This window comes from Bacillus sp. SDLI1, from assembly GCF_001553895.1.
Classification (GTDB): domain Bacteria; phylum Bacillota; class Bacilli; order Bacillales; family Bacillaceae; genus Bacillus; species Bacillus siamensis.
In genome coordinates, this window is sequence record NZ_CP013950.1 from 1,880,091 (window position 1) to 1,902,411 (window position 22,321).

The following is a 22,321-nucleotide window of genomic DNA, read 5'->3' on the forward strand; positions in this document are numbered from 1 at the left end:
TCAGATTCCTCCTTTTTGTTTTTCAATTCCGTACCACCGTTTCGCTTCCGGCAGACGGATCCCGAACTGGTCGAGCGTCCGGAACACGATGTGGTCGATCAATTCGTCCATGTCAGCCGGCTTGTTGTAAAAGGCCGGCATCGGCGGAAGAATGACGGAACCCATTTTTGTAAGCGTTAGCATATTTTCTAAATGAATTTGGCTGAGCGGCGTTTCTCTTGTCAGCAGCACAAGTTTTTTCCGCTCTTTCAGGATGACGTCTGCCGCTCTTGTCAGCAGATTATCAGCCATTCCTGTGCGGATGCTTGCAAGTGATTTCATGCTGCACGGAGCGATGATCATCCCGTCCGTTTCAAACGAGCCGCTTGAAATCGCCGCCGCCTGGTCTTTGTGAGAATACGTATAGGACGCCAGTTTCTCGACATCTTTTAACGTATAATCGGTTTCATGTGTGATGGTGACATTTGCCCAAGGTGACACGACAAGATGGGTTTCGATCTCCGCGGCTTTTAAATATTCTAAAAGCCTGATCCCGAATATGGCCCCCGTAGCCCCGGTCATTCCGATGACGAGCTTCATATTGACCCTCCTTTACGCTTGAAATATGGTGTCAAAACCATCATACTCCTGATATATCCATATGAAAAATATTCGTTAAATCTATGTATCATACTTTAAAGGTATAAAAGAAAGGAGCGTTGTTCATGGATATCAGGCAATTGCGTTATTTCGTCACCATCGCCCAAGAGCAGAAAATCACGACGGCCGCCAAAAAGCTTCATATGGCGCAGCCGCCGTTAAGCAGACAGCTGAAACAGCTGGAAGATGAATTGGGCGTCATCCTGTTTGACCGCAATAAAAAGAAACAAATGACCCTTACATATGAAGGAAATGTCTTTTTGAAAAGAGCGAAAGAGATTCTTCATAAGTTTGAGGATGCCATTATCGAGGTACAAGAGCTGAAGGAGGAAGTGGCCGGCACGCTTGCCGTAGGGTCAACCATTTACTGCGCCGCGCTCATGCTTGAAAAAGTGTCACAGATGAAAGAACGGTATCCGCATCTCACCTTTAACATTTGGGAAGATGAACCCGTCTCACTGCTGGAGCTATTGGAATCCAGACAGATTGACGCTGCTGTCACCACCACTTTGATTAAAAACGACGGCATTGAATCGAAGGAACTTGAAGACATTCCGTGCGTCTTGGTGCTGTCCGAGCATACGAAACGTCTGTGCGGTGAAACGATTAAGCTGAATGATATCGCCTCTTTGCCTCTGATCCTTTTGCGCACCGTCAATGGAAAGGGTGTGTATGATCAAGTCCTCCATGTTTGTGAACAGTACGATCTCGACCTACGTGTTGTCTGTGAATGCCATGATTCCGCGACGCTCTTGAGCCTCGTATCATCAGGATTCGGCGCCACCATTCTGCCTTTGACGATGATTCCCGTCCATATGCGTTCGCATGTCAAAACGGTTATCATCGAGGACAACCCGTTTGTCATGACGCCGGCCGTCATCTGGAGAAAAGACAGCTATCTCCCGAAGCCGGTCAGACAGTTTTTGGAATTATATTGATCGTGAAACACGGAGATTTCACACTCATGAAAACCAATTACTTGACTCATACTAAAAAAAAGTTATCCTTTACAATTGGGAGCTATTTTTTCTCAATAAAACTACTCAGAAAAGTGGGGATAAAGAAGATGAAAAAAGCATTGTTCGCTTTATTCATGATGGTCAGCATCGCGGTGCTTGCAGCCTGCGGAAACTCACAGGGCAGCGGATCTAAGTCAAATGACAGCGATCTTTGGGCTTCTGTCAAGAAAAAAGGCGTACTGACCGTCGGTACAGAAGGAACGTACGAACCGTTTACCTTCCATGATAAAAAGACTGATAAACTGACCGGATATGATGTGGAAGTGATTCAAGAAGTCGCGAAACGTCTCGGTCTGAAAGCTGACTTCAAAGAAACGCAATGGGACAGCATGTTTGCAGGTTTAAACTCGAAACGGTTTGACGTTGTCGCTAACCAAGTCGGCAAAACAGGCCGTGAGAACCAATATGATTTTTCTGATAAATACACAACGTCAAATGCCGTCGTCGTGACGAAAAAAGACAGCACAATTGCGAAAGAAGCTGATGTCAAAGGAAAAACAGCGGCTCAGTCATTAACAAGCAATTACAATAAATTAGCGAAAGATGCCGGCGCGAAAGTTGAAGGCGTTGAAGGCATGGCGCAATCCCTTCAGCTCATTCAGCAGGGCCGCGCTGATCTGACTTACAACGATAAACTTGCCGTACTGAACTACTTAAAAACGTCCGGCAATAAAAACGTGAAAATCGCGTTTGAAACAGGCCAGCCGCAGCAGACATATTTCGCATTCCGTAAAGGAAGCGGCGAACTTGTGACTCACGTCAACAAAGCGTTAAAAGACATGAAAGAGGACGGGACTCTTTCTAAAATCGCTAAAAAATGGTTCGGCGAAGATGTTTCTAAGTAACATGCCCGAGCCGGTGATTGCGGCAGCCATTCCTTGGGACCTGGTGCAGCAGTCATTCTGGCCGATTCTTTCCGGGGGAATCTATTACTCGATTCCCCTTACTATTCTTTCCTTTATTTTCGGAATGATCATCGCGCTGATTACGGCGCTCGCCAGAATGTCAAATATGAAACCATTGAGATGGGTGTTCAGCGTATACGTATCAGCAGTGCGCGGCACTCCTCTTCTCGTTCAATTGTTCATCATTTTTTATCTGTTCCCGACCTTTAATATTACGCTGGACCCTTTCCCAAGCGCAGTCATCGCGTTTTCATTAAATGTGGGCGCCTATGCTTCTGAAATCATCCGGGCATCTATTTCTTCCGTGCCGAAAGGGCAATGGGAAGCCGGTTATACGATCGGCATGACCTATCGCAAGACATTGTTCCGCGTGATCCTGCCGCAGGCGTTTCGCGTGTCCATTCCGCCATTATCAAATACATTTATCAGCCTGATCAAGGATACGTCTCTCGCGTCACAGATTCTCGTCGCGGAGCTGTTCAGAAAAGCGCAGGAGATCGGCGCGCAAAACCTTGATCAAATCTTGGTCATCTATATTGAAGCCGCCTTTATTTATTGGATCATCTGCTTCTTGCTGTCAATCGTACAGCATGTGATCGAACGGCGTCTCGACCGTTATGTGGCCAAATAAGGAGGTTTCGATATGCTTTCCGTCAAAGGATTGAATAAATCATTCGGCCAGAATGAAATTTTAAAAACGATAGATATGGAGATAGAAAAAGGGAAAGTCATCGCCATTCTGGGACCGTCCGGTTCAGGAAAAACGACGCTTCTGCGCTGTCTGAACGCGCTTGAGATCCCCAACCGCGGCGAGCTGGCATTCTCCGATTTTTCTATAGATTTCTCTAAAAAAGTGAAGCAGGCTGATATCCTCCGCCTCCGCCGCAAGTCAGGCATGGTCTTTCAGGCGTATCATCTGTTTCCTCACCGCACGGCGCTTGAAAACGTCATGGAAGGACCCATTCAAGTGCAAAAGCGCGACAAGGAGCAAGTCAGAAAAGAAGCGATGGAGCTTCTTGAAAAAGTCGGGCTGAAAGACAAAATGAACTTATACCCGTTCCAGCTTTCCGGCGGTCAGCAGCAGCGTGTCGGCATCGCCCGCGCGCTTGCGATTCAACCCGAGCTGATGCTGTTTGACGAACCGACGTCAGCGCTTGATCCGGAGCTGGTCGGCGAGGTGCTTAAAGTCATTAAGGATTTGGCGAACGAAGGGTGGACGATGGTTGTCGTCACGCACGAAATCAAATTCGCGCAGGAAGTGGCCGATGAAGTCATCTTCATTGACGGCGGCGTCATTGTGGAACAAGGACCGCCGGCCCAAATTTTTTCCGCGCCGAAAGAGGAACGTACGCAGCGGTTCTTAAATCGTATACTGAATCCTTTGTAGGAGCCGGAGAAGAAGCGAAACACTGATTTCGCTTCTTCTTTTTTTCGGCGTTTATGCTACAATGACAATTAATGAAATTTTATGAAAGAAGGGACCTCTTTGAAGCGGGAATTCGTGATGCGCTGGACGTTTTATTTTGCCGGTCTGTTGATTTTGTCTTTCGGAGTATCTTTAACCATTAAAGGAAAAGCTCTCGGCATCAGCCCTTGGGATGCCTTTCATTATGGGCTTTTTCAGCATTTCGGGCTTTCCGTCGGCCAATGGTCCATCTTGGTCGGGGCGGTGATCGTCGTTTTAACCTGCCTGTTCACGAGGACGCTCCCGAAAATCGGCGCCATCTTGAATATGGTGCTGATGGGAATGTTTATTGATTTCTTTTCGTTTCTGCTTCCTGAGGCGCACGCTTTTTCCTTAGCAGCCGTGTTTTTTTCTTTCGGATTGCTGCTGATCGGCTGCGGCGTCGGGGTTTACGTATCAGCCGGGCTCGGTGCGGGCCCCCGTGACTCTCTGATGATGCTGATATCTGAAAAAACGGGCTGGAACGTGCAATGGGTGCGGAACGGCATTGAGCTGACGGTTCTGGCCGCAGCCTGGACGATGGGCGGACCGATCGGAGCCGGAACGATTATTACGGCGGTTTTAACTGGGCTGATTCTGCGCTTTTCTTTGCCGCAGTCCTCTAAACTGTTAACATATGCGATCTCCGGGCGGGCAACGTCCGTACATTAAAAACAAAGCCGAAATGGTTTTGTTTTTTTATTTTCGGACAGCTTGCGTCTGATATGATAGGATGGTTTTGACAATATTTGCAGACGGAGGATCTGGACATGAAGATTTACGGAGTATATATGGACCGGCCGCTTTCTCCGGAAGAAGAAGATCGGATGATGGCGGCCGTGTCCGCCAATAAGCGGGAAAAATGCCGGCGCTTTTACCATAAGGAGGATGCTCACCGCACCTTGATCGGCGATATGCTGATCCGCACCGCCGCGGGGAAGGCTTACGGACTTGATCCGGCCGCGATTTCATTCAGCGTCCAGGAATACGGAAAACCGTATATCCCCGCGCTTCCGGACATGCACTTTAACATTTCCCACTCCGGGCGCTGGGTCGTGTGTGCCGTTGATTCAAAACCGATCGGCATTGATATTGAAAAAATGAAGCCCGGCACGATTGATATCGCCAAACGGTTTTTTTCACCGACGGAATACAGTGATCTGCAAGCGAAACACCCCGATCAGCAGACCGATTATTTTTACCACCTGTGGTCGATGAAAGAAAGCTTTATCAAGCAGGCTGGAAAAGGGCTTTCCCTGCCGCTTGATTCATTCAGCGTCCGCCTTAAAGACGACGGCCATGTGTCCATTGAGCTCCCGGACGGGCATGAACCTTGTTTCATCCGCACATATGAGGCGGACGAGGAGTATAAGCTGGCCGTTTGTGCGGCGCATCCCGATTTTTGTGACGGGATTGAGATGAAAACGTATGAAGAGCTGCTGTAAGCATAGAAAAAGGAGGGTGTCCCCTCCTTTTTTGTCAGCCTGATATTTCCGCCTGTTTCTGCAGCTGCTTTGCTTCTTGATAAATTTCTTCGAACAGATCCGCGATGTGTTCTTCTTCAACACATGAAAATGCGATTCGCAAATCGGTTTCATTAATGGATATCGTTCCGATTCCTCTCTTTTCAAGCAACGACACTCTCAATTCGCCGGCGTTTATGTCTTTCAGCCGGACACACATGAAATAACCCGAGTTAAACGGATAAGGCGTCCATACGTCTTCATAATGCTTGTTTTCTGCAAGAACGGCTTTCACTTTGTCAGCCCGTTTTTTCATAATGTTATATTTCAGCGATTTTTCTTTCTCGTATTCCGGTGACTGCATCGCCCGAAGCATGAATGTTTGGGACGGGTGCGGGGCGCTTGAAATCGTTCCCCTGATAATCCCTTTTGTTTTTTCCTCGAGCACGCGCAGCGCTTTTTCGCTTTTTGTGCTGTACGTAATAAAACCGACGCGGAAGCCCCATGCGTAATTTTCCTTCGTCGCGCCGTCTATTTTCACGCAAAGCACCCGGTCGTGCACTTGGGCGAGTTTGCTGAAGATGGATTCCTGAATGGCCGTTTCATCGTAAAACAGATTGTAATACGCATCATCTACGAGCACGACAATCTCTTTGCCGGCCTCCGCCGCCTCCAGAATCACGCTGACGATTTCTGACGCCTCCTCTTCCCCCGGCGTATAGCCTGTCGGATTATTCGGGAAATTCAGCACGACAATCGCCTTTTCTTCCTGCTTTTTCAGCAGCTCGGACAGCCCCGCCGCATTAAAACGCCCATCCTGCTGAAAAAGCGGGTACGTCTCAATGGATGCCTTGCGCCGGACACCGAAAATGAAGTTGTAATTTCCCCAATATTTATCAGGGAGAAGGAGCGTATCCCCTTCATTGACGAACAAGTCGGCGGCAATACTCAGCCCGTGTGTCAAAGCGTTTGTCACGATCGGCGTGCTGATGTCTTTGCCGGCTAATGAAGGATTTTCGAGACGCATTTTTTTCAGCCATTCCTGTCTGAGCGGCTCTTTTCCCTGCGGCGGAGCATAATCGTAGATATCATCGGGGTTATAGGCGGACAATGTCTCTTGAATATGGGAAAAGTGCATGGACTCCCCTTGTGAGGTGGCGATTCCGATCGTGGCATTATACTTTCCGGCCTTGGCTTTCGCTTCCGCAGATTGCGTCAGCACCCCTTTCGGATAAAACAAATCTTTGCCCAAATCAGAAAGCATATGAAGCACGTGCGGGTTTTCTTCAGATAATGTTCTGTTCAGCTCTTTTGCTGCATCATTCATGTACGACAATCCCTTCAAAATTATATTCCATCAAATCATAACATAAAATTTTTGATAAATGAGAAAACGATCGGGCAGATTTTGTTACAAAAAACAGACAGCGAATGCTGTCTGTCATAACCTATAACAATTGGCCTGCAGTGCTCCTGTTAATAATCTCATAGATTCGTTCCGCCACTTTTGCAGTTTCACTTAATATGAACATGTGGCCGTCGGAAAACTCGTGAAATACGGGATTTGCGGCCCATTTTTTCCATCCGTCCGCATCTTTGATACATTTTTTATCTTTTCGCCCGTTAAAAATATGGACGGGTGATTGAATGGTGTGAAGATCAGACGGCCGGAAGCTTTCAAGCGCGCGGTAGTCGGATCTGAAAGAAGGCAGGAAAAATGACATGACCTCCTTATTTTCCACTAACTCCTGCGGCATTCCGCCAAGCTCGATAATATGGGCGAGAAATTTTTCATCATCAAGATGAGAAACCTTTTTCCTTTCCGCATGCGGCGGCTGAATGGCTGAGATGATCACGGCCTCAGGGTAAATGCCTTCCCGCTCCAGCTTTTGCGCCAGCCTGAAAGCGACCATGCCTCCCATACTGTGCCCGAACAGCACAAACGGACGGTCAGGACGGAGATTCAGCTCCTGCTTGTACAAGCTGACGAGCTGTTCAAAATCCTCAACGGCGGACATTTGATTTGTCCCGTGTCCAGGCGGTTCCGCGGCAAGCATCTCACATTCACCTTGGAGATAGGTGTGGAGCGGGCGGAATGATGCGGAATAGCCTCCTGCGAACGGAAAACAGATGAGCTGCGTTTTTTCTGTGGTATCGAACGATTTAAAGAGCTGGACCATTGGCGGCTTCCTCCTTTTCTATCGTGAAGTTGTCAGCTTCAGATGTTCATTTCTTAGGAATTCGAGCAAAAATGCCGCATTCCTTTCGAGATATTCACCCTGAAGCATTTCTGCGTGAGTCCCGCAGCCTTTTTTCACACGGTATTCACCTTTCGTAGCTTCCTCCCACGAAGCGAGCCACGGCGGCATCGCAAAGTCCGGTTCTGATGTTAATAGATCTATATCCGCATTGACGGTGCCGGTGCTGACAGCATGCACGAAATAAGAATAAAACGCGTTTGTTTTTTGGGCGAGCCCTTCTTTGACGGCTTCGTTATTCAGTGCTTCATTGTCCCTGTTTACCTTCATCAGCGCCTCGACATCACTTTCTACGGTGCGGCCTTCCAAGTCGCTGACGCCTTGTTTTTTATAGGAATCAACCATGATCAGCCGCTCCACTTTACGTCCCCCGGCTTCAAGCCGTTTGGCGGTTTCAAAGGCAAGCGTGCATCCTGCCGAGTATCCGAACAGCTTGACCGGGCCTTCCGGCTGCAGCTGATTGATCAGCTCTGTGTAGCGTTCGATACGGCTGTCTTCCTCGATAAAATCGAACGCGCAGATTCTATAGCCGGACAGATGTTTTGCCAGCGGCTGGTACATCAGCCCGTAACCGAGAACAGGCGGGAACGCAAACAGTGTGTCAGACTGATTTTTATTCATGAGGGTGAGGTCTTTCATCCCTTTTTCTTCACCGTGAAGCAGATAATCGGCAATGCCTGCGATTGTCGGCGCTTCGAACAACAGCTTCACCGGGATGTCCGTACCGAGCTCTTTTTTAATACGGGACGCAGCCGTCATCGCTTTTAAGGAGTGCCCGCCGAGTGCAAAGAAATCATCATGAATGCCTATCTGCTGTCTGCCGAGAATTTCGGACCAGATGTGTGCAATCGTTTCTTCCGTCGCATTTCGGGGCCCAATCCATTCTTTCGCCAGCTGAGCGGGATCCGGTTTTGGCAGCAACCGTTTATTGACCTTCCCGTTTGTCGTTAAAGGAAGCTCCTCTAAGAAAGTAAAGGTTTGCGGCACCATGTAAGCAGGAAGCTGTTTTTTCAGGTGCCCTTTTACGTCTTCGGCTGATAACTGCGCTCGGTTCACGAGGTAGGCGTTGATTGATGCATCTCCAGACTCATGGCGGTCAACAACAACAACCGCATCTTTCACACCCGGGTATTCCTGCAGCTGCTTTTCAATTTCTTCAAGCTCGATCCGGTGTCCGCGAATTTTGACCTGATCGTCAATACGGCCGGCGTATTCAATCGTCCCATCCGGCAGCCAGCGTGCCAAATCCCCTGTGCGGTAAAGCTTTTCTCCCGGCTTGAACGGGTTTGGGATAAACATTTGCTCCGTCAGATCATGACGGTTCAGATACCCTTTTGATACACCCATTCCGCTGATGCACAGTTCACCGACAGCTCCGAATGGCTGAAGCTGGTTTTGCTCGTTAAGAATATAAACACTGGCATTGCTGATCGGCTTTCCGATCGGCAATGAAGAGATGGAATCCGGCATATCATGCACGACGTGAGCTGTCGCAAACACTGTTCCCTCAGTCGGCCCGTAGCAATTAATCAGCTTGCCCGGCCCCATGATCTCAAACGCTTTTCTGACGTGAGGCACAGACGCGCGCTCACCTCCGAATAACACGCAGCGAAGCCCTTTCAGCCAATCCTCTCCCGCATCGGTGAGAAGATTGAAAAGTGCAGTCGTCGCAAACATGACATTGACATTCTCCTGCCGGATCAGGTCAGTCAGCCGTTCTGTATCAAGCAGTGTCTGTTCATCTGCGATAATGAGCCGTGCCGCATTCAGTATTGACGCGTAGAAATCAAAGGTAAATGCGTCAAAGGCGTAATTCGAAACGGATAAGAACGTATCTTTTTCAGAAAATGCCATGTAGTCTACATGCTTGACCAATCCTTGAATATTGGCATGAGTGGTGATATTGCCCTTCGGCTTTCCGGTTGTGCCGGACGTATACATAATATATGCCGGATCATCGGGTTCAATTGCGGTTGCAGGGTCGCTTGCCTGCTCTTCGAACCGTGCTCGATCATCGATGAAAAGTGTTGTTCCTGTATACGGCAGCTGATCCGCTTTTTCTTTCATCTCCTGATGTGTCAGCAGACAGGCTGCATCACTGTCAGTCAGCATATACGAGATTCGGTCCTCCGGCAGCTTCGGATCAACAGGGAGATAAGCCGCTCCTGCTTTTAGTACGCCGAGAATGCCGATCACCAGTTCAAGCGAGCGCTTCGTGTACAACGCGACAACGGAGCCTTTACCCGCACCTTGCTTTTGCAAACGGCGTGCAAGGCGGTTCGCTTCCTCATCTAATTCGCGATAGGAAAGAGTCTGGCCGGAATACGTAAGCGCCGGCGCATCAGGATGAACATTCACCGCCTCTTTGAACCAATCCGTCAGAGGCTTCGCCTGATGGTTTTGAGCAGGCGGGTTTAAGCCTGTAAGCAGAAACTCTCTTTCCTTTTCATCAACAAGACTGATCGTATGAACAGGCTGATCCGGCTTCTGGATGAGCTGCTGAATCGCTGTGAGAAGCTGTGATTTTAAGCGCTGGATAAATGCCTCATCAAACACATTCTCATTATAGGCAAGCTTAATCAGCATCTCATCACCCGGGGAAGCCATCAGGTTGAGATCGTAATTCGACTTCTCAAAAACATGGACATCCTCCATTTCAAAGCCGTTTTCATTGTTTTCTTCATTTTTTGCATCCTGAAGCGGATAATTTTCAAACACAATGATGTGGTCAATCAGCTTTGGCTGATCGGCCTGGCTTTGGATGTCATAGAGCGGCACGTATTGATGCGGCTCAGACTGCAGCGATTGTTCCTGCAGCTGCTTGAGCAATCCGTTAAATGTGGTATCCTCAGACAGTTTCACCCGCCTCGGGACTACATTGATAAACAGCCCGACCATATGTTCAACGCCTTTGATTTCTGCGGGACGTCCGGAAACGACTGTGCCGAAGATCAAATCGCCGGACTGCTGGTAGCGGCTGATTAATACGCTCCACACTGCCTGCAGCGCCGTACTCAAAGTGGTATGCTGTGATTTTGCAAGCTCGTTAAACGCCTTTGTGTCCGCCTCCGGCAGTGAGAAGAGCAGCTCTTTCGGCTCATAGCCGTCCTTTTGTTTCTTTCTTTGCTCCGCAAATGTCGTTTGTCCTTCAAATTCCTCTAAGTACTCGCGCCAGTAATGCAGTGATGCTTGTTTATCCTGCTTTTCAAGCCATTTGATATAGTCCTTATATGGTTTGACCGGCGGCAGGCTGTATGGCTTTTGTTCGCGCAGGGCATTGTATACCTTAAACAGATCCTGTACGACGATGCCAAAGCACCAGCCGTCCAAAATCATGTGATGATAGCTCCACACCCATTCAAAGCTTTCTTCAGCTTTTTTAAAAATAGCCGCACGCGTCGGGATATCCCGCGTCAAATCAAACCCCTTGATTTTATCCTGTTCTTTGTATTCATTGATTTTGGCTGCTTGCTCGCTGCCCGGTAAGTGTGCCAGATCGATTTCTTCTATCTGAAACTGCCGTTTTTTCAATACGACTTGGACCGGCCTTTTTACTTTTTCGTGAATGAACACGGTACGAAATACATCGTACCGGTCCATGATCACATTCATGCTTTCTTCAAGGCATTTGATATTCAAGCTGCCTTTTACTTTCATTGTCATTTGTTCGATATAAAAGCTTTGGCCGGGATTCAGGAGAGTATGAAACAGCATTCCCTCCTGCATCGGCGACAAATAATACATGTCCTGAACTTGATCTTTTTTGAACTGGCTCATCTGCTCCGCTCCCCCCTTCTGTTAACTGTTTTTATCACGTTAAATTCTCCTCAAGCATGTCAAAGATGTCTCCCATTTCATCCATCTCAAGATCCTGCGCGCTGAAGTCGCTCGGCGTAAATTCTTTCTCTTCTTTGGCCGTGCAATGGCGGATGATCATTAAGAGGTTTTCTTTAAATCGCTGCATCTGTGCTTCGACTGTGCTTCTTTCATATTCTTCCTGATTGTATGAGCAGGAAATGACGAAGCGGCCGCCTGTAACCATCCCGCTGAAGCTCAGTGCGTATAACGCCTCTGACTCTTCGCTGACTTGACGCCCCATATCATATGGAGACGGTTCAAACCATTCAGTTTTCACTTCATTGTCAAACTGCCCTAGGTAGTTAAAACTGATTTCAGGCGTGGCGCCTTTTTCTGTTTCATCGGATGACAGATACCGGAGAATCCCGTATCCTACGCCTTTATCAGGAACGCGCCGCACCGTCTCTTTTACCGTTTTAATGACGGAAGAGACGCCGTCTTCTTTGCTGATCTGCAGAATCAACGGATATTGAGCCGTAAACCAGCCGACCGTCCGTGAAATATTGACATTCGGTATGATTTCTTCCCGGCCGTGTCCTTCTAAGTTGATGCCGACTTTACCGTTTTCCGTCCATTCACCGATCGTTAAGCCGAGCGCGCTAAGCAAAATGTCGTTGATTTCCGTTCCGTACGGATGATGAACATCTGTAAGCAGCTGCGCCGTTTCTTCCTCAGTTAGTTCACATTTCACGGCCGCCGTATGTTTGACGAGCCGTTTTGTCGGTTCATGGTCTTTCGGCAGCGGCTGGAGTTCTTCTTCATCTGCCTGCGCCCAATAATCCGCCTGCTTCTTCAGCTCTTCTGATTGCGCAAACGCGCTCAGCGCCTCTGCCCAATCCTTAAAGGAGTGGGTTTTCTGCGGGAGGACGATGCTGTTTTGCTGCTTCGCCTGCTTATAACCTGAAGCGAAATCCTCAAGCAAAATTCTCCATGAAACCCCGTCCACGACGAGATGGTGAACCGCAATTAACAGGTGGTCGCCTTGTTCTGTCCGATATTGCTCCGCTTTTAACAGCGGGCCGTTCTTCAGATCAAGACTGCCCTGAAGCTGATCGGCAAGCCGCTGAATCTGGCTTTTCAGCATGTCTTCGTCTGTTCCGTACAGATCAACGATGTCAAAGCTTGCCTTGCATTCTGTGACAGGGAGGTATGTCTGAATGATGCCTTCCCTTTCTTCACGGTAAACCATCCGCAGCGCATCATGGTGTTCGATCAATGCTTGCAGGGTTTTTTCCACCAGGTCCGGATCAAAGCCGTCTTTCGCGTGAAGCATGACGGATTGGTTCCAGTGGTGTTTGTCGGTAAAGTTTTTCTCAAAGAACCAGCGCTGGATCGGCGTTAAGTCCGCTTCGCCTTCGACAGGTCCCTGATCGGCCTGCTTGCCTTCCGTCCGCTCCACATAAGAGACGAGCTCTTCGATGGTCGGATGCTGGAAGAGATCTTTCATCTCCAATTTATACCCGTGCTGGTTCAGGCGGCTCGCCATTTGGATGCCTTTGATCGAGTCGCCGCCGAGCGTGAAGAAATTATCGCTTACGCCGATCTGATCAAGACCGAGCACTTCCTGCCAAATGTCAGAAAGCAGCGTCTCCATCTCCGTTTCCGGCGCTTTGTAAGCGGCGCTTCCCGCTTCAATGTCCGGTTCCGGCAGGGCTTTTTTGTCAATCTTTCCGTTTGCGGTGACCGGAAGCTCGTCCATTTCCACCCAGAACGCAGGGACCATGTAGTCCGGAAGCGTGTCTTTCAGCGCGGCTTTGAGCGCTTCGATATCGTCCTGCTGAGGTGCGACATAGGCGCAAAGCGCGGTATTGCCCGCTTTGTCTTCCACCGCCGTCACCGCCGCGTCATGAACGTCCGCAAGCTGGGCGAGGCGGACTTCGATTTCTGAAAGCTCGATCCGGTAGCCGCGCACTTTGACCTGCTGGTCGATGCGGCCGATGTATTCGATGCCGCACTGTGCGTTCCATTTGACGAGGTCGCCGGTCCGGTACATGCGCTCGCCTGGCACGAACGGATCTGCGGTAAACCGCTTCGCCGTTTCTTCTTCACGGTTCAGGTATCCGCGCGCAAGTCCGCGGCCGGCCACGCACAATTCACCGGCAATGCCTTCCGGCTGCACCTGATCGCCGTCACCGAGAATATACGCTCTCGTATTGGCAATCGCCCGTCCGATCGAAAGCGATCCTTCCTCCGGATTGATGACGCCGCTTGTCGCGACGACGGTGTTCTCCGTCGGGCCGTAGTTGTTGACGATCGTGTACGGCTGCTTCACCGCCCGCTTCAGCTTGTCGCCTCCGACGAGAAGCATGCGGAGAGAGGTATTTTCCAGCTCCATAAATTGTTCGGCCAGCTGCGTCGGCAGGAAGGTGATGGTCACACCGTGCTCTTCGAAATAGTGATTTAAGCGGGTGATATCCAGCCGGATCGCTTCATCAATGACATGAAGCTCCGCGCCGATGGTCCATGCCGGGAACATCTCCCAGATGGAAGCGTCAAAACCGAAGCCCGCGTATTTGGCGCTTTTATCCTCCGCCGTCATGGCGAATGCGTCGTGATGCCAGAAACACAGGTTCACCAGCGCATGGTGTTCGACCATGACACCCTTCGGCTGTCCGGTCGTTCCTGACGTGTAAATCATATAAGCGAGATGATCCGCCGTGGTTTCCGTCTGCGGGTTCGCTTCATCATTTTCATCAAGCGGCAGGCTCAGAATGGAGCGGCTGCCGTCAAGCAGGATCGTATCTCCTGTGTAGCTTTCCGGCACGTCGAGCGCTTCCTGCGTGAGAAGCAGCTTGGCCCCGCTGTCCTGCAGAATGTAGCTGATCCGCTCTTTCGGGTAATCGGGATCAATCGGCACAAATGCCGCGCCCGCTTTCAGGACGCCGAGTACGCCCGCGGCCATTTCCAAGGACGGTTTCGTCAAAATGCCGACACGTTTGTCAGCCGTGACGCCGCAGTCCATGAGAATGCGCGCGATCCGGTTCGCCCTTGCGTTCAGCTCGCCGTACGTCCATTTCGCGCCGTTATATGCCGCGGCCGGACGGTTCGCGTGGCGGGCGGCCGTTTCTTCAAAGAGACGGTGAACCGTTTTGTCCAGCGGCACGGAGAGTGTTTTTCCTTTCCATGCGTCAAGGAGGGCTTGTTTTTCAGCATCGCTGATCAGGGAAATCTCAGGCAGCTTTCTGTCCGGGTTTTCTGCCGCTTGCTTCAGAATACGCAGGAACCCGGCGCTCCACTTTTCAATTGTTTCTTTTTTAAACAGATCAGTCGCATATTCAAACTGAAGACCGAGGCCTTCTTGATCCGTAAAGCCGCCGAGTGTCAGATCGAATTTCGCCGTGCCTTGGTTCGACTCATACGGAGTGATGCGCAGGTTCTCCAGTTCCAGTGTTTCTTTATCCGGATCTTCTGTCGTCACCATGACTTGGAACAATGGATTTCGGCTCATATCTCTCGGCAGGTCAAGCTTTCCGATCAGATCTTCAAACGGATAATCCTGATGCGCCAGCGCGTCGAGATTGGTTTGTTTCACCCGTTCGAGCAGCCCGGCGAAGGTCTGCTCTTTGCGCGTTTCATTGCGAAGCGCAAGCGTATTGACAAACATCCCCGGCATTTCCTGAACTTCGGCGCTCGTTCTTCCGGCAGTCACCGAGCCGATAATGATATCGCGCTGCCCCGTGATTTTGCCTAAAAAGACATGGAAGGCGGCATGAAGCACCATATGAAGAGTCGCTCCCGATTGTTCCATTAATTCACGCACCGCTTTTTCCGTTTCACGCCCCGCTCTGAAGCGGACGGACTGTCCTTTAAAGCTTTGAACCGGAGGACGCGGAAAATCGGTCGGCAGGTTCAGTTCAGGAAGCTCACCAGAGAACGCGGAGAGCCAATATTGCTCATGCTCTTTCATCCGTTCGGCCTGCTCGGGTTCATTCTGCCAGATGGCGAAGTCTTTATAATGCAGGCTCGGCGCCGGCAGACTTCCGCCTTTGTAAAGATGAGCGAGCTCTTTGACCAGCATGCTTCTGGACACGCCGTCGGCAATAATATGATGCATATCCAGCAGCAGCAGGTGTTTCTGTTCATTCAGTCTGACAAGAGCGGCCCGAATGAGCGGAGCCGCACTCAAATCAAACGGCTTAATGAATGCCCGAATGATAAGATCGGCTTTCTCTTCATCCGCTGCTTCAAAGATGTGAAGCTCGATGTCAGCCTGTTCTGTGATCCGCTGCATCGGCAGGCCATTTTGATCGATAAAGGACGTCCGCAAAGATTCGTGACGATTGATCATCTGATTGAGCGCTTCCTGAAGCCTTGAAATATCGACTTCTCCCTCCATCAGAAGAACAGACGGCATATTGTAGCTGATTGTGTCCCGGTCAAGCTGGTTCAGGACGTACATCCGTTTTTGGGCGGAGGATAACGGGTACGCGTCTGCACTGTCTGCCGGTGAGATCATGCGATATTTCTCAGATACAGCTGAATTCTCGATATATGCGGCAAGCTGACGGACCGTCGGCTGTTCGAACAGCGCTTTTAACGGAACCGTTTTGTCCAGCTCAGCCTGGATATTGGCAAGGAGCATCATGCCTTTTAAAGAGTGCCCGCCGTAATCGAAGAAATTATCGTCGATGCCGAGCGTATCCGCACCGAGAGTCTTTTGCCAAATGCGGCAAAGCTTCTCTTCCAGCTCCGTTTCCGGCAAGGCTGAAGCCGTTTGCGCCGTCTGGCTTGCGCCCGGTTTCGGAAGGGCGTTTTTATCTGTTTTTCCGTTGGCTGTGAGCGGAATGCGGTCCACCTGCACGAAATAGGCCGGAAGCATATGAGACGGCAGTGTTTCGGAAAGCCGTTTGCGAAGCTCAGAGCCTTTCAGCCCGCTGTCGGCTTTATAGTACGCGCACAGTTCCGGCAGTCCGCCTTCGCTGACTGCGAGAACGACCGCCTCCTGAATGCCGTTTACGCTTAACAGCACAGTTTCAACCTCTTTTAATTCGATACGGTAGCCCCGGATTTTCACCTGATCATCCGCGCGGCCGATAAATTCAATCGTCCCGTCAGAAAGCCTTCGGACGACATCTCCCGTTTTGTACATGAGGCTGTCCGGTGAAAAAGGATTTGAGAGAAATTTCTCCGCCGTCAGCTGCGGACGGTGAAGATATCCTCTGGCAAGCCCCTTCCCGGTAATATAAAGCTCGCCGCTTGCGCCCGGAGGAACGAGCTGCATTGATCCGTCCAGCACAAGGGCGCCGGTATTTGCGATCGGGCGGCCGATCACGGGACGCTGCTCATATTGATCAAGGCGCTCCATATTGATCCGTCCGGCAATGGCGCCGATCGTCGTTTCCGTCGGCCCGTAGTGATTGATGAAGTCAGTATGGGCGTATACGTCATGAAACTTGCGGACATCGGACGTGATGATTTTTTCACCGCCGAGCACCACTAAACGAAGCGGGCTGAAACGGCGTTCTGCCGTAAAACGGGCAGTATTGACGATCATATGGAACAATGACGGCGTCAGTTTCATATACGTAATGCCGTTTTTCTGTATATATTCACCAAGCTGTTCAGGCGAAGTGTACGTCTCTTTCGGCACAATGTGCAGCTCGCCGCCCGCCTGAAGAATCGGGAATATGGCCGTATATCCGAGATCAAATGCGTAAGAAGACAGCAGCACGGATTTATCAGCTTCGGTCAAACCGGCTTCACGGCTGAACCACGTGACATAATTGACTAGATTGCGGTGCTCCAGCTGGACGCCTTTCGGTTTGCCCGTTGTTCCCGAGGTATAAATGATATATGCAAGCTGGTCGGCGTCAGGATTCGTTTCGAGCCGATCGGCGCATTCGTTCCGCCATTCTCCGCCTTCCATTACGACCGTTTTTCCTTTATAAACGGCGGCCGCGGTCATGTTTCTCTCATTGACGACCAGAAGCTTCGTTCCGCTGTCTTCTAGAGAATAGCGGATTCTCTCTTCAGGAGTCTTCGGATCAATCGGGAGAAATGCCGCTCCGGCTTTCATGACGCCGAGAATCGCGGTAATCAAGTCGGCCGAACGATCCATCATAATAGCCACGATGTCCTCACTGCCCGCTCCGCACGCCTGAAGGTGGCGCGCAAACCGGTTCGACTGTTCATCAAGTTCCCGGTATGTCAGACTTGTTCCGCCCGCAACCGCCGTGAGATCAGGCGTTTTTTGCGCTTGCCGTTCAAACAGCGAAACAAAAGTGCCCTCAGGGAGATCCGCTTCCGTACGTTTTTCATCAGAGAGGAGCGCTTCCCGCTCAGGTTCAGATAACAGGCTTGCGTCGGCCAGCTGAATATCCGGATTTTCAGCGCAGGCTTTAATCAGATTGACAAAATGAGCGCTCCAGCGGCGGATGGTTTCGTCCGCAAATAAGGCTTTCGCGTAATCAAAGCTCAGTCCGACCTCTTCTCCGCGCTCAGCCGCTTCTAAGGAAAGATCAAATTTAGCGACATGATGATGCATGGAGTAAGAAGAAATCTCCAAATCTCCGAGCCGCAGAGACGGGATCTCCATGTTCTGCATATTAAATAACACGCTGAACAGCGGACTCCGGCTTGTGTCCCTCGTTAACGGCAGTTTTTCAATTAATTCTTCAAGCGGATAGCTTTGATGCTCGAAAGCTTGAAGACTCGCCGTTTTCACCTCGTCCAGGAATTGCTTGAACGTTTTTTTGCCGGCAGGATGCGACCGAAGCGCGACAGTGTTGACAAACATGCCCGGCACCTCTTGGAGATCAGGATGCTGTCTTCCGGCCGCCGGAGATCCGACTATGATGTCTTCCTGCCCCGAATATTTGGACAGCAGCACTTGAAAAGCGGCTAACAAGAACATGTACATCGTCGTATCTGTATCAGCCAGCAATGTCTTAATCTGCGCCGTCACCTGTTTATCAAGCCCGAAGATGACGCGTTCCCCTTCAAAACTGCGATCGGCAGGACGCGGGAAATCAAGCGGCAGATCCAACACCGGCAGATCGCCTTTGAACGTTTCGAGCCAGTAGGCCTCGTGCTGATCGAGATTTGCTTTTTCACGCTGCCAGACTGCAAAATCCTTATAATGAATCTTTGGCAGCGCAAGCTCCGTACCTTGATAAAGCTTCGCCAGATCACCGATGAAAATGCCCATAGAGCTTCCGTCCGTAATAATGTGATGCATGTCAATCAGCAGAAGATATCGGTCAGCTTCAAGCCGGATCAGCTTCGAACGGACAAGCGGCGCGCGGTTGAGCGCAAACGGTCTGATAAAGGCTTTTGTCAGCTCTTCCGCATCTTCTTCCCGGCCCTCGGCGGTTTCCAGCTGAAAGCTCACATTTTCATGAATGGTCTGCACGACTTCTCCATCCGCCATGTCAAACGATGTACGCAGTGTCTCATGACGGTTGATTAATGCCTGCATGGCCTCTTCAAGACGGTTTTTGTCTACTGATCCTTCCAGCAGAAGTACAGCAGGGACGTTGTAGCTCGTGCTGGCCTGTCCGAGCTGATTAAGGATATACATCCTGCGCTGTGCTGAGGAAACAGGATAATGCTTCTGATGAGGCGCTTGCCGGATCGGTTCAAACTGCTGCTCCTCCTCGCTCTCATGCTCCAAATAATGAGCAAGCTCCTGAATGGTCGGCTTTTCAAATAACACTTTGATCGGCACTTCTTTTTGAAAGTGCTCCTGAATTTTAGCGGTCATCATCATGGCTTTTAAAGAGTGTCCGCCAATCGTGAAGAAATTGTCAGTCACACCCGCTTTTACGCCGAGAATGCCTTCCCAAATGTCCGCGAGTTTCTGCTCCGCTTCCGTTTTCGGCGCTTCGTATTCTTTTTGAACGGCTTCAGTCTGCGGTTCAGGCAGCGCCTTTTTATCAATTTTTCCGTTCGCCGTCAGCGGAAACTGACTCATCTGTATGAAGTGCGCGGGAATCATGTATTCAGGAAGTGATTCTGACAGCGTTTTGCGCAGGTCTTCCGGTGAAAGGTCCCGGTCTGCGGTAAAGTAAGCGCAGATTTCATTTTCATCCGCTTTATTTTTCCGGATCACAGCTGCAGATTCCGTCACATTCTGCACCTGGCTGATTTTCGCCTCGATTTCGCCGAGCTCGATTCTGAACCCGCGGACCTTTACTTGATTGTCAATTCTGCCGAGAAACTCGATCGTGCCGTCCGGAAGCCACTTCGCCAAGTCTCCCGTCCGATATATCATTTCATCCGGTCTGAACGGATCCCGGACAAATTGCTTCTCCGTTAGTTCAGGCAGATTCACATAGCCTCTAGCCACTCCGCTTCCGCCGACGCACAGCTCACCCGGGACTCCGATCGGCTGAAGGTTGCGGTTTTCGTCCATAATGTACGCAGTGGAATTTCCGATCGGCTTCCCGATCGGGACCGAGCCGTCGTAGTCCTGATCAATGAGAAAACTCGTCGAAAACGTCGTATTCTCCGTCGGGCCGTAGCCGTTCCAAAGAGACAGCTCCGGTGACTGCTTTCTCACTTTGCTGACGATATGCGGTACAAGCGCATCACCGCCGATGATAAGGTGCCGGAGCGTGTTAAACATGCCGGCATCCTTTTGGGCAAGCTGGTTAAACAGCGGAGACGTCAGCCACATGGTCGTGATCCGATGCTCTTTCAGAAATTGGGCGAATTGTCCGGCGTCAAGCAGCGTCTCTTTTTTAATAGGATAAAGCGCAGCTCCGTTCAGCAATGCACCGAAGACTTCGAAGGTTCCGGCATCAAAGCTGACGGCTCCCGTTTGCGCCATGCGGTCTTCTTCATGAACCGGCACATAATTCGAATGTTTGACGAGCCTGATGATATTTCTGTGTTCAATCATGACGCCTTTCGGTTTGCCGGTCGATCCGGATGTATACATAATATACGCCAAGTCGTTTCCGCCGGCAGGGAGACTCAAGTTTGTTCCGCTTACCGTTTCATCCGCGCTTTCATCCAGCATGATGACCGGGACTTGCAATGCGCCTGCTTGCTCCAGATAGTCCTGAACTGTCAGCACGATCTGAATCGAACTGTCTTCCGCCATAAAGCGGAGACGGTCCTCCGGAAAAGCAGGATCAATCGGCACATATGCGCCGCCTGCTTTTAGGACGGCAAGCATGCCGATAACGGTTTCCGCAGACCGGTCGTTCATAATAGCGGCGGTCCGGCCTTTTTCCAGCCCGTTCTTCACAAGATGTCTCGCCAGGCGGTTGGCCGCTTCGTTCACTTCACGGTACGTCCATTCGCGCCCCTCTTGTTTTATCGCGATGCTTGCGGGCGTCCGGTTTGCCTGCACTTCAAACAAACGGTGAACGGCCTCCTCTTCCGGAAGCGCCGTTTTCGTATCATTGAATATGTCAACAATCTGCCGCTCTTCTTCGCCTGAAACAAGGCCTAGATCCCGCACGGGCGCGTCAGGCGTTCCGACCGCCGCTTTCATCATGCGGGTCAGATGGTGCGCCGTTCGTTCGATGGCATCATGAGCAAAAGCCGCTCCATTGTATTTGATTTTGACAGTCCACGTTTTTCCCGGATACACGATGAGATTGAAATCAAAGCTCGTCTGCTCAAAAGCATGTTCAACTTTAATGGAAAAGCCGAGTCTTTCCTCCATGTCCCCGTTTTCCAGCTCTTTGTCAAGCGGATAGTTTTCAAAGGCGACCAAATGATTCAAAAGGCTGCCGTCCAGAGCGGAGCGCTTTTGAATGTCATAGAGCGGCACATAATCATAGCGCTCGGCTTCCACGGCGTTTTTCTGAACTGCCGTCATCACGTCAGAAAAGGTTGCTTCTTTGTCAATCTTGATTCTGACGGGGATCGTATTGATGAACAGGCCGGCCATTGTTTCTATGCCGTTGATTTCTGAAGGACGGCCTGATACGACAGTGCCGAACACCACATCGTCTGTATAGTTGTATTTGCTGAGCACTGCGCCCCACACCGCTTGAAACAGGTTAGGCCCCGTGACTTGATGCCGGTTGGCGGTCTGCTGAATCTGCGAAACCAGCTCTTCATCCCAGACAAAAGAATATTCTTCATTTTGATAGTCTTTCTTTTCCGCTGCCAGACGGCCCGGGAGCAGGCTCGGCTGTTCGAAATCCGCCAAGCGGCTGCTCCAATATTGTTCCGCCTCGTCATAATCCCGGCCTCCGAGCCATTTGATATAGTCAGAGTAAGGTTTGCCCTGGCTTCCTCCGGCGGGCCGGCCGGCACGAAGCGCTTCATAGTTTTGAAACAGACTTTTCATCAAAACGCCCATACTCCAGCCGTCCATGACGATATGATGATTGCTCCAGACGAGATACAGCTCCTTCTCACTGAGTCTGAATACCGCCGCTTTAAAAAGAATATCCTTCGCCAGATGAAAGCCCTGCTGCTGCACGTCGCGTTTATAGCGTTTAATATATTCGGTTTGACGAGCTTCATCTAATTGACTGATATCTTCATAGTGCACTTTCGTCTTCCGTTCGGCCAATACGACTTGGCGCGGTTTTTGAAGCTGCTGGTGCACGAAAACCGTTCGCAGGATGTCATATGTCCGGATCAGCTCATTGACGCTTTTTTCAAAAAGCTCGAGCTGAAAACTTCCGTGAATTCTAAGCTCTAATTGTGTGAAGTAGGAGGAAGAATGCGGATCAAGCAGCGCATGATACAGCATCCCCTCCTGCATCGGTGTGAGTGCATACACCTTTTGAATCGATTTTTTGCTCATATGTCACCTCTGTCTTTTCTG

General features: G+C 50.3%; 10 protein-coding genes and 1 pseudogene. 6 read left to right on the forward strand and 5 right to left on the reverse strand.

The annotated features are described in order from the left end of the window. A pseudogene (locus AUL54_RS08940) lies at positions 1-620 on the reverse strand (non-oxidative hydroxyarylic acid decarboxylases subunit B). A gap of 84 nt (positions 621-704) precedes the next feature. On the opposite strand from AUL54_RS08940, the gene AUL54_RS08945 reads away from it, so the two are divergent. From AUL54_RS08945 to AUL54_RS08970, 6 genes are all read left to right on the forward strand, one after another. Beyond that, on the forward strand, positions 705-1,577 hold the full coding sequence (locus tag AUL54_RS08945) for a transcriptional regulator BsdA (protein ID WP_060963625.1): 873 nt from the start codon (positions 705-707) through the stop codon (positions 1,575-1,577). A 128-nt stretch (positions 1,578-1,705) separates the two neighbouring features. Next, positions 1,706-2,503, forward strand: coding sequence for a cystine ABC transporter substrate-binding lipoprotein TcyA (gene tcyA, locus AUL54_RS08950; protein ID WP_060963626.1), 798 nt, complete (start codon positions 1,706-1,708; stop codon positions 2,501-2,503). Further along, positions 2,490-3,194, forward strand: a complete 705-nt coding sequence (locus AUL54_RS08955) for an amino acid ABC transporter permease (protein WP_016937285.1) — start codon at positions 2,490-2,492, stop codon at positions 3,192-3,194. Before tcyA ends, AUL54_RS08955 begins: the two co-directional genes overlap by 14 nt. A gap of 12 nt (positions 3,195-3,206) precedes the next feature. Then, the gene (gene tcyC / locus AUL54_RS08960; RefSeq protein WP_060963627.1) at positions 3,207-3,950 is read left to right on the forward strand and encodes a cystine ABC transporter ATP-binding protein TcyC; all 744 of its coding nucleotides are present in this window, start codon (positions 3,207-3,209) and stop codon (positions 3,948-3,950) included. A 99-nt stretch (positions 3,951-4,049) separates the two neighbouring features. After that, positions 4,050-4,679: a YczE/YyaS/YitT family protein gene (locus AUL54_RS08965; protein ID WP_016937287.1), complete on the forward strand. Its 630-nt coding sequence runs from the start codon at positions 4,050-4,052 to the stop codon at positions 4,677-4,679. Between the two features lie 98 nt (positions 4,680-4,777). Next, positions 4,778-5,452, forward strand: coding sequence for a 4'-phosphopantetheinyl transferase family protein (locus AUL54_RS08970; RefSeq protein WP_060963628.1), 675 nt, complete (start codon positions 4,778-4,780; stop codon positions 5,450-5,452). A gap of 34 nt (positions 5,453-5,486) precedes the next feature. Here the strand turns inward: AUL54_RS08970 and AUL54_RS08975 are convergent, their stop codons facing one another. From AUL54_RS08975 to srfAB, 4 genes are all read right to left on the reverse strand, one after another. After that, positions 5,487-6,797 (reverse strand): aminotransferase class I/II-fold pyridoxal phosphate-dependent enzyme, encoded by a 1,311-nt coding sequence (locus AUL54_RS08975; RefSeq protein ID WP_060963629.1) that lies wholly within the window; start codon positions 6,795-6,797, stop codon positions 5,487-5,489. Positions 6,798-6,918: 121 nt separating this feature from the next. Further along, positions 6,919-7,650 (reverse strand): surfactin biosynthesis thioesterase SrfAD, encoded by a 732-nt coding sequence (gene srfAD / locus AUL54_RS08980; RefSeq protein WP_016937291.1) that lies wholly within the window; start codon positions 7,648-7,650, stop codon positions 6,919-6,921. An 18-nt stretch (positions 7,651-7,668) separates the two neighbouring features. Next, positions 7,669-11,505 carry a surfactin non-ribosomal peptide synthetase SrfAC gene (gene srfAC, locus AUL54_RS08985; protein ID WP_060963630.1) on the reverse strand — a complete coding sequence of 1,279 codons (3,837 nt, stop codon included), beginning with the start codon at positions 11,503-11,505 and terminating at the stop codon, positions 7,669-7,671. A gap of 34 nt (positions 11,506-11,539) precedes the next feature. Continuing rightward, a complete protein-coding gene (gene srfAB, locus AUL54_RS21845; RefSeq protein WP_060963631.1) occupies positions 11,540-22,300 on the reverse strand; it encodes a surfactin non-ribosomal peptide synthetase SrfAB in 10,761 nt (3,586 codons plus the stop codon). Positions 22,301-22,321 lie beyond the last annotated feature (21 nt).

Excerpts from the sequence above, each read along its gene's own strand:
- tcyA (WP_060963626.1), top strand. The coding sequence starts at position 1,706 with ATGAAAAAAGCATTGTTCGCTTTATTCATGATGGTCAGCATCGCGGTG.
- srfAD (WP_016937291.1), bottom strand. The coding sequence starts at position 7,650 with ATGGTCCAGCTCTTTAAATCGTTCGATACCACAGAAAAAACGCAGCTC.
- srfAB (WP_060963631.1), bottom strand. The coding sequence starts at position 22,300 with ATGAGCAAAAAATCGATTCAAAAGGTGTATGCACTCACACCGATGCAG.
- tcyC (WP_060963627.1), top strand. The coding sequence starts at position 3,207 with ATGCTTTCCGTCAAAGGATTGAATAAATCATTCGGCCAGAATGAAATT.
- AUL54_RS08970 (WP_060963628.1), top strand. The coding sequence starts at position 4,778 with ATGAAGATTTACGGAGTATATATGGACCGGCCGCTTTCTCCGGAAGAA.
- srfAC (WP_060963630.1), bottom strand. The coding sequence starts at position 11,505 with ATGAGCCAGTTCAAAAAAGATCAAGTTCAGGACATGTATTATTTGTCG.
- AUL54_RS08955 (WP_016937285.1), top strand. The coding sequence starts at position 2,490 with ATGTTTCTAAGTAACATGCCCGAGCCGGTGATTGCGGCAGCCATTCCT.
- AUL54_RS08945 (WP_060963625.1), top strand. The coding sequence starts at position 705 with ATGGATATCAGGCAATTGCGTTATTTCGTCACCATCGCCCAAGAGCAG.
- AUL54_RS08975 (WP_060963629.1), bottom strand. The coding sequence starts at position 6,797 with ATGAATGATGCAGCAAAAGAGCTGAACAGAACATTATCTGAAGAAAAC.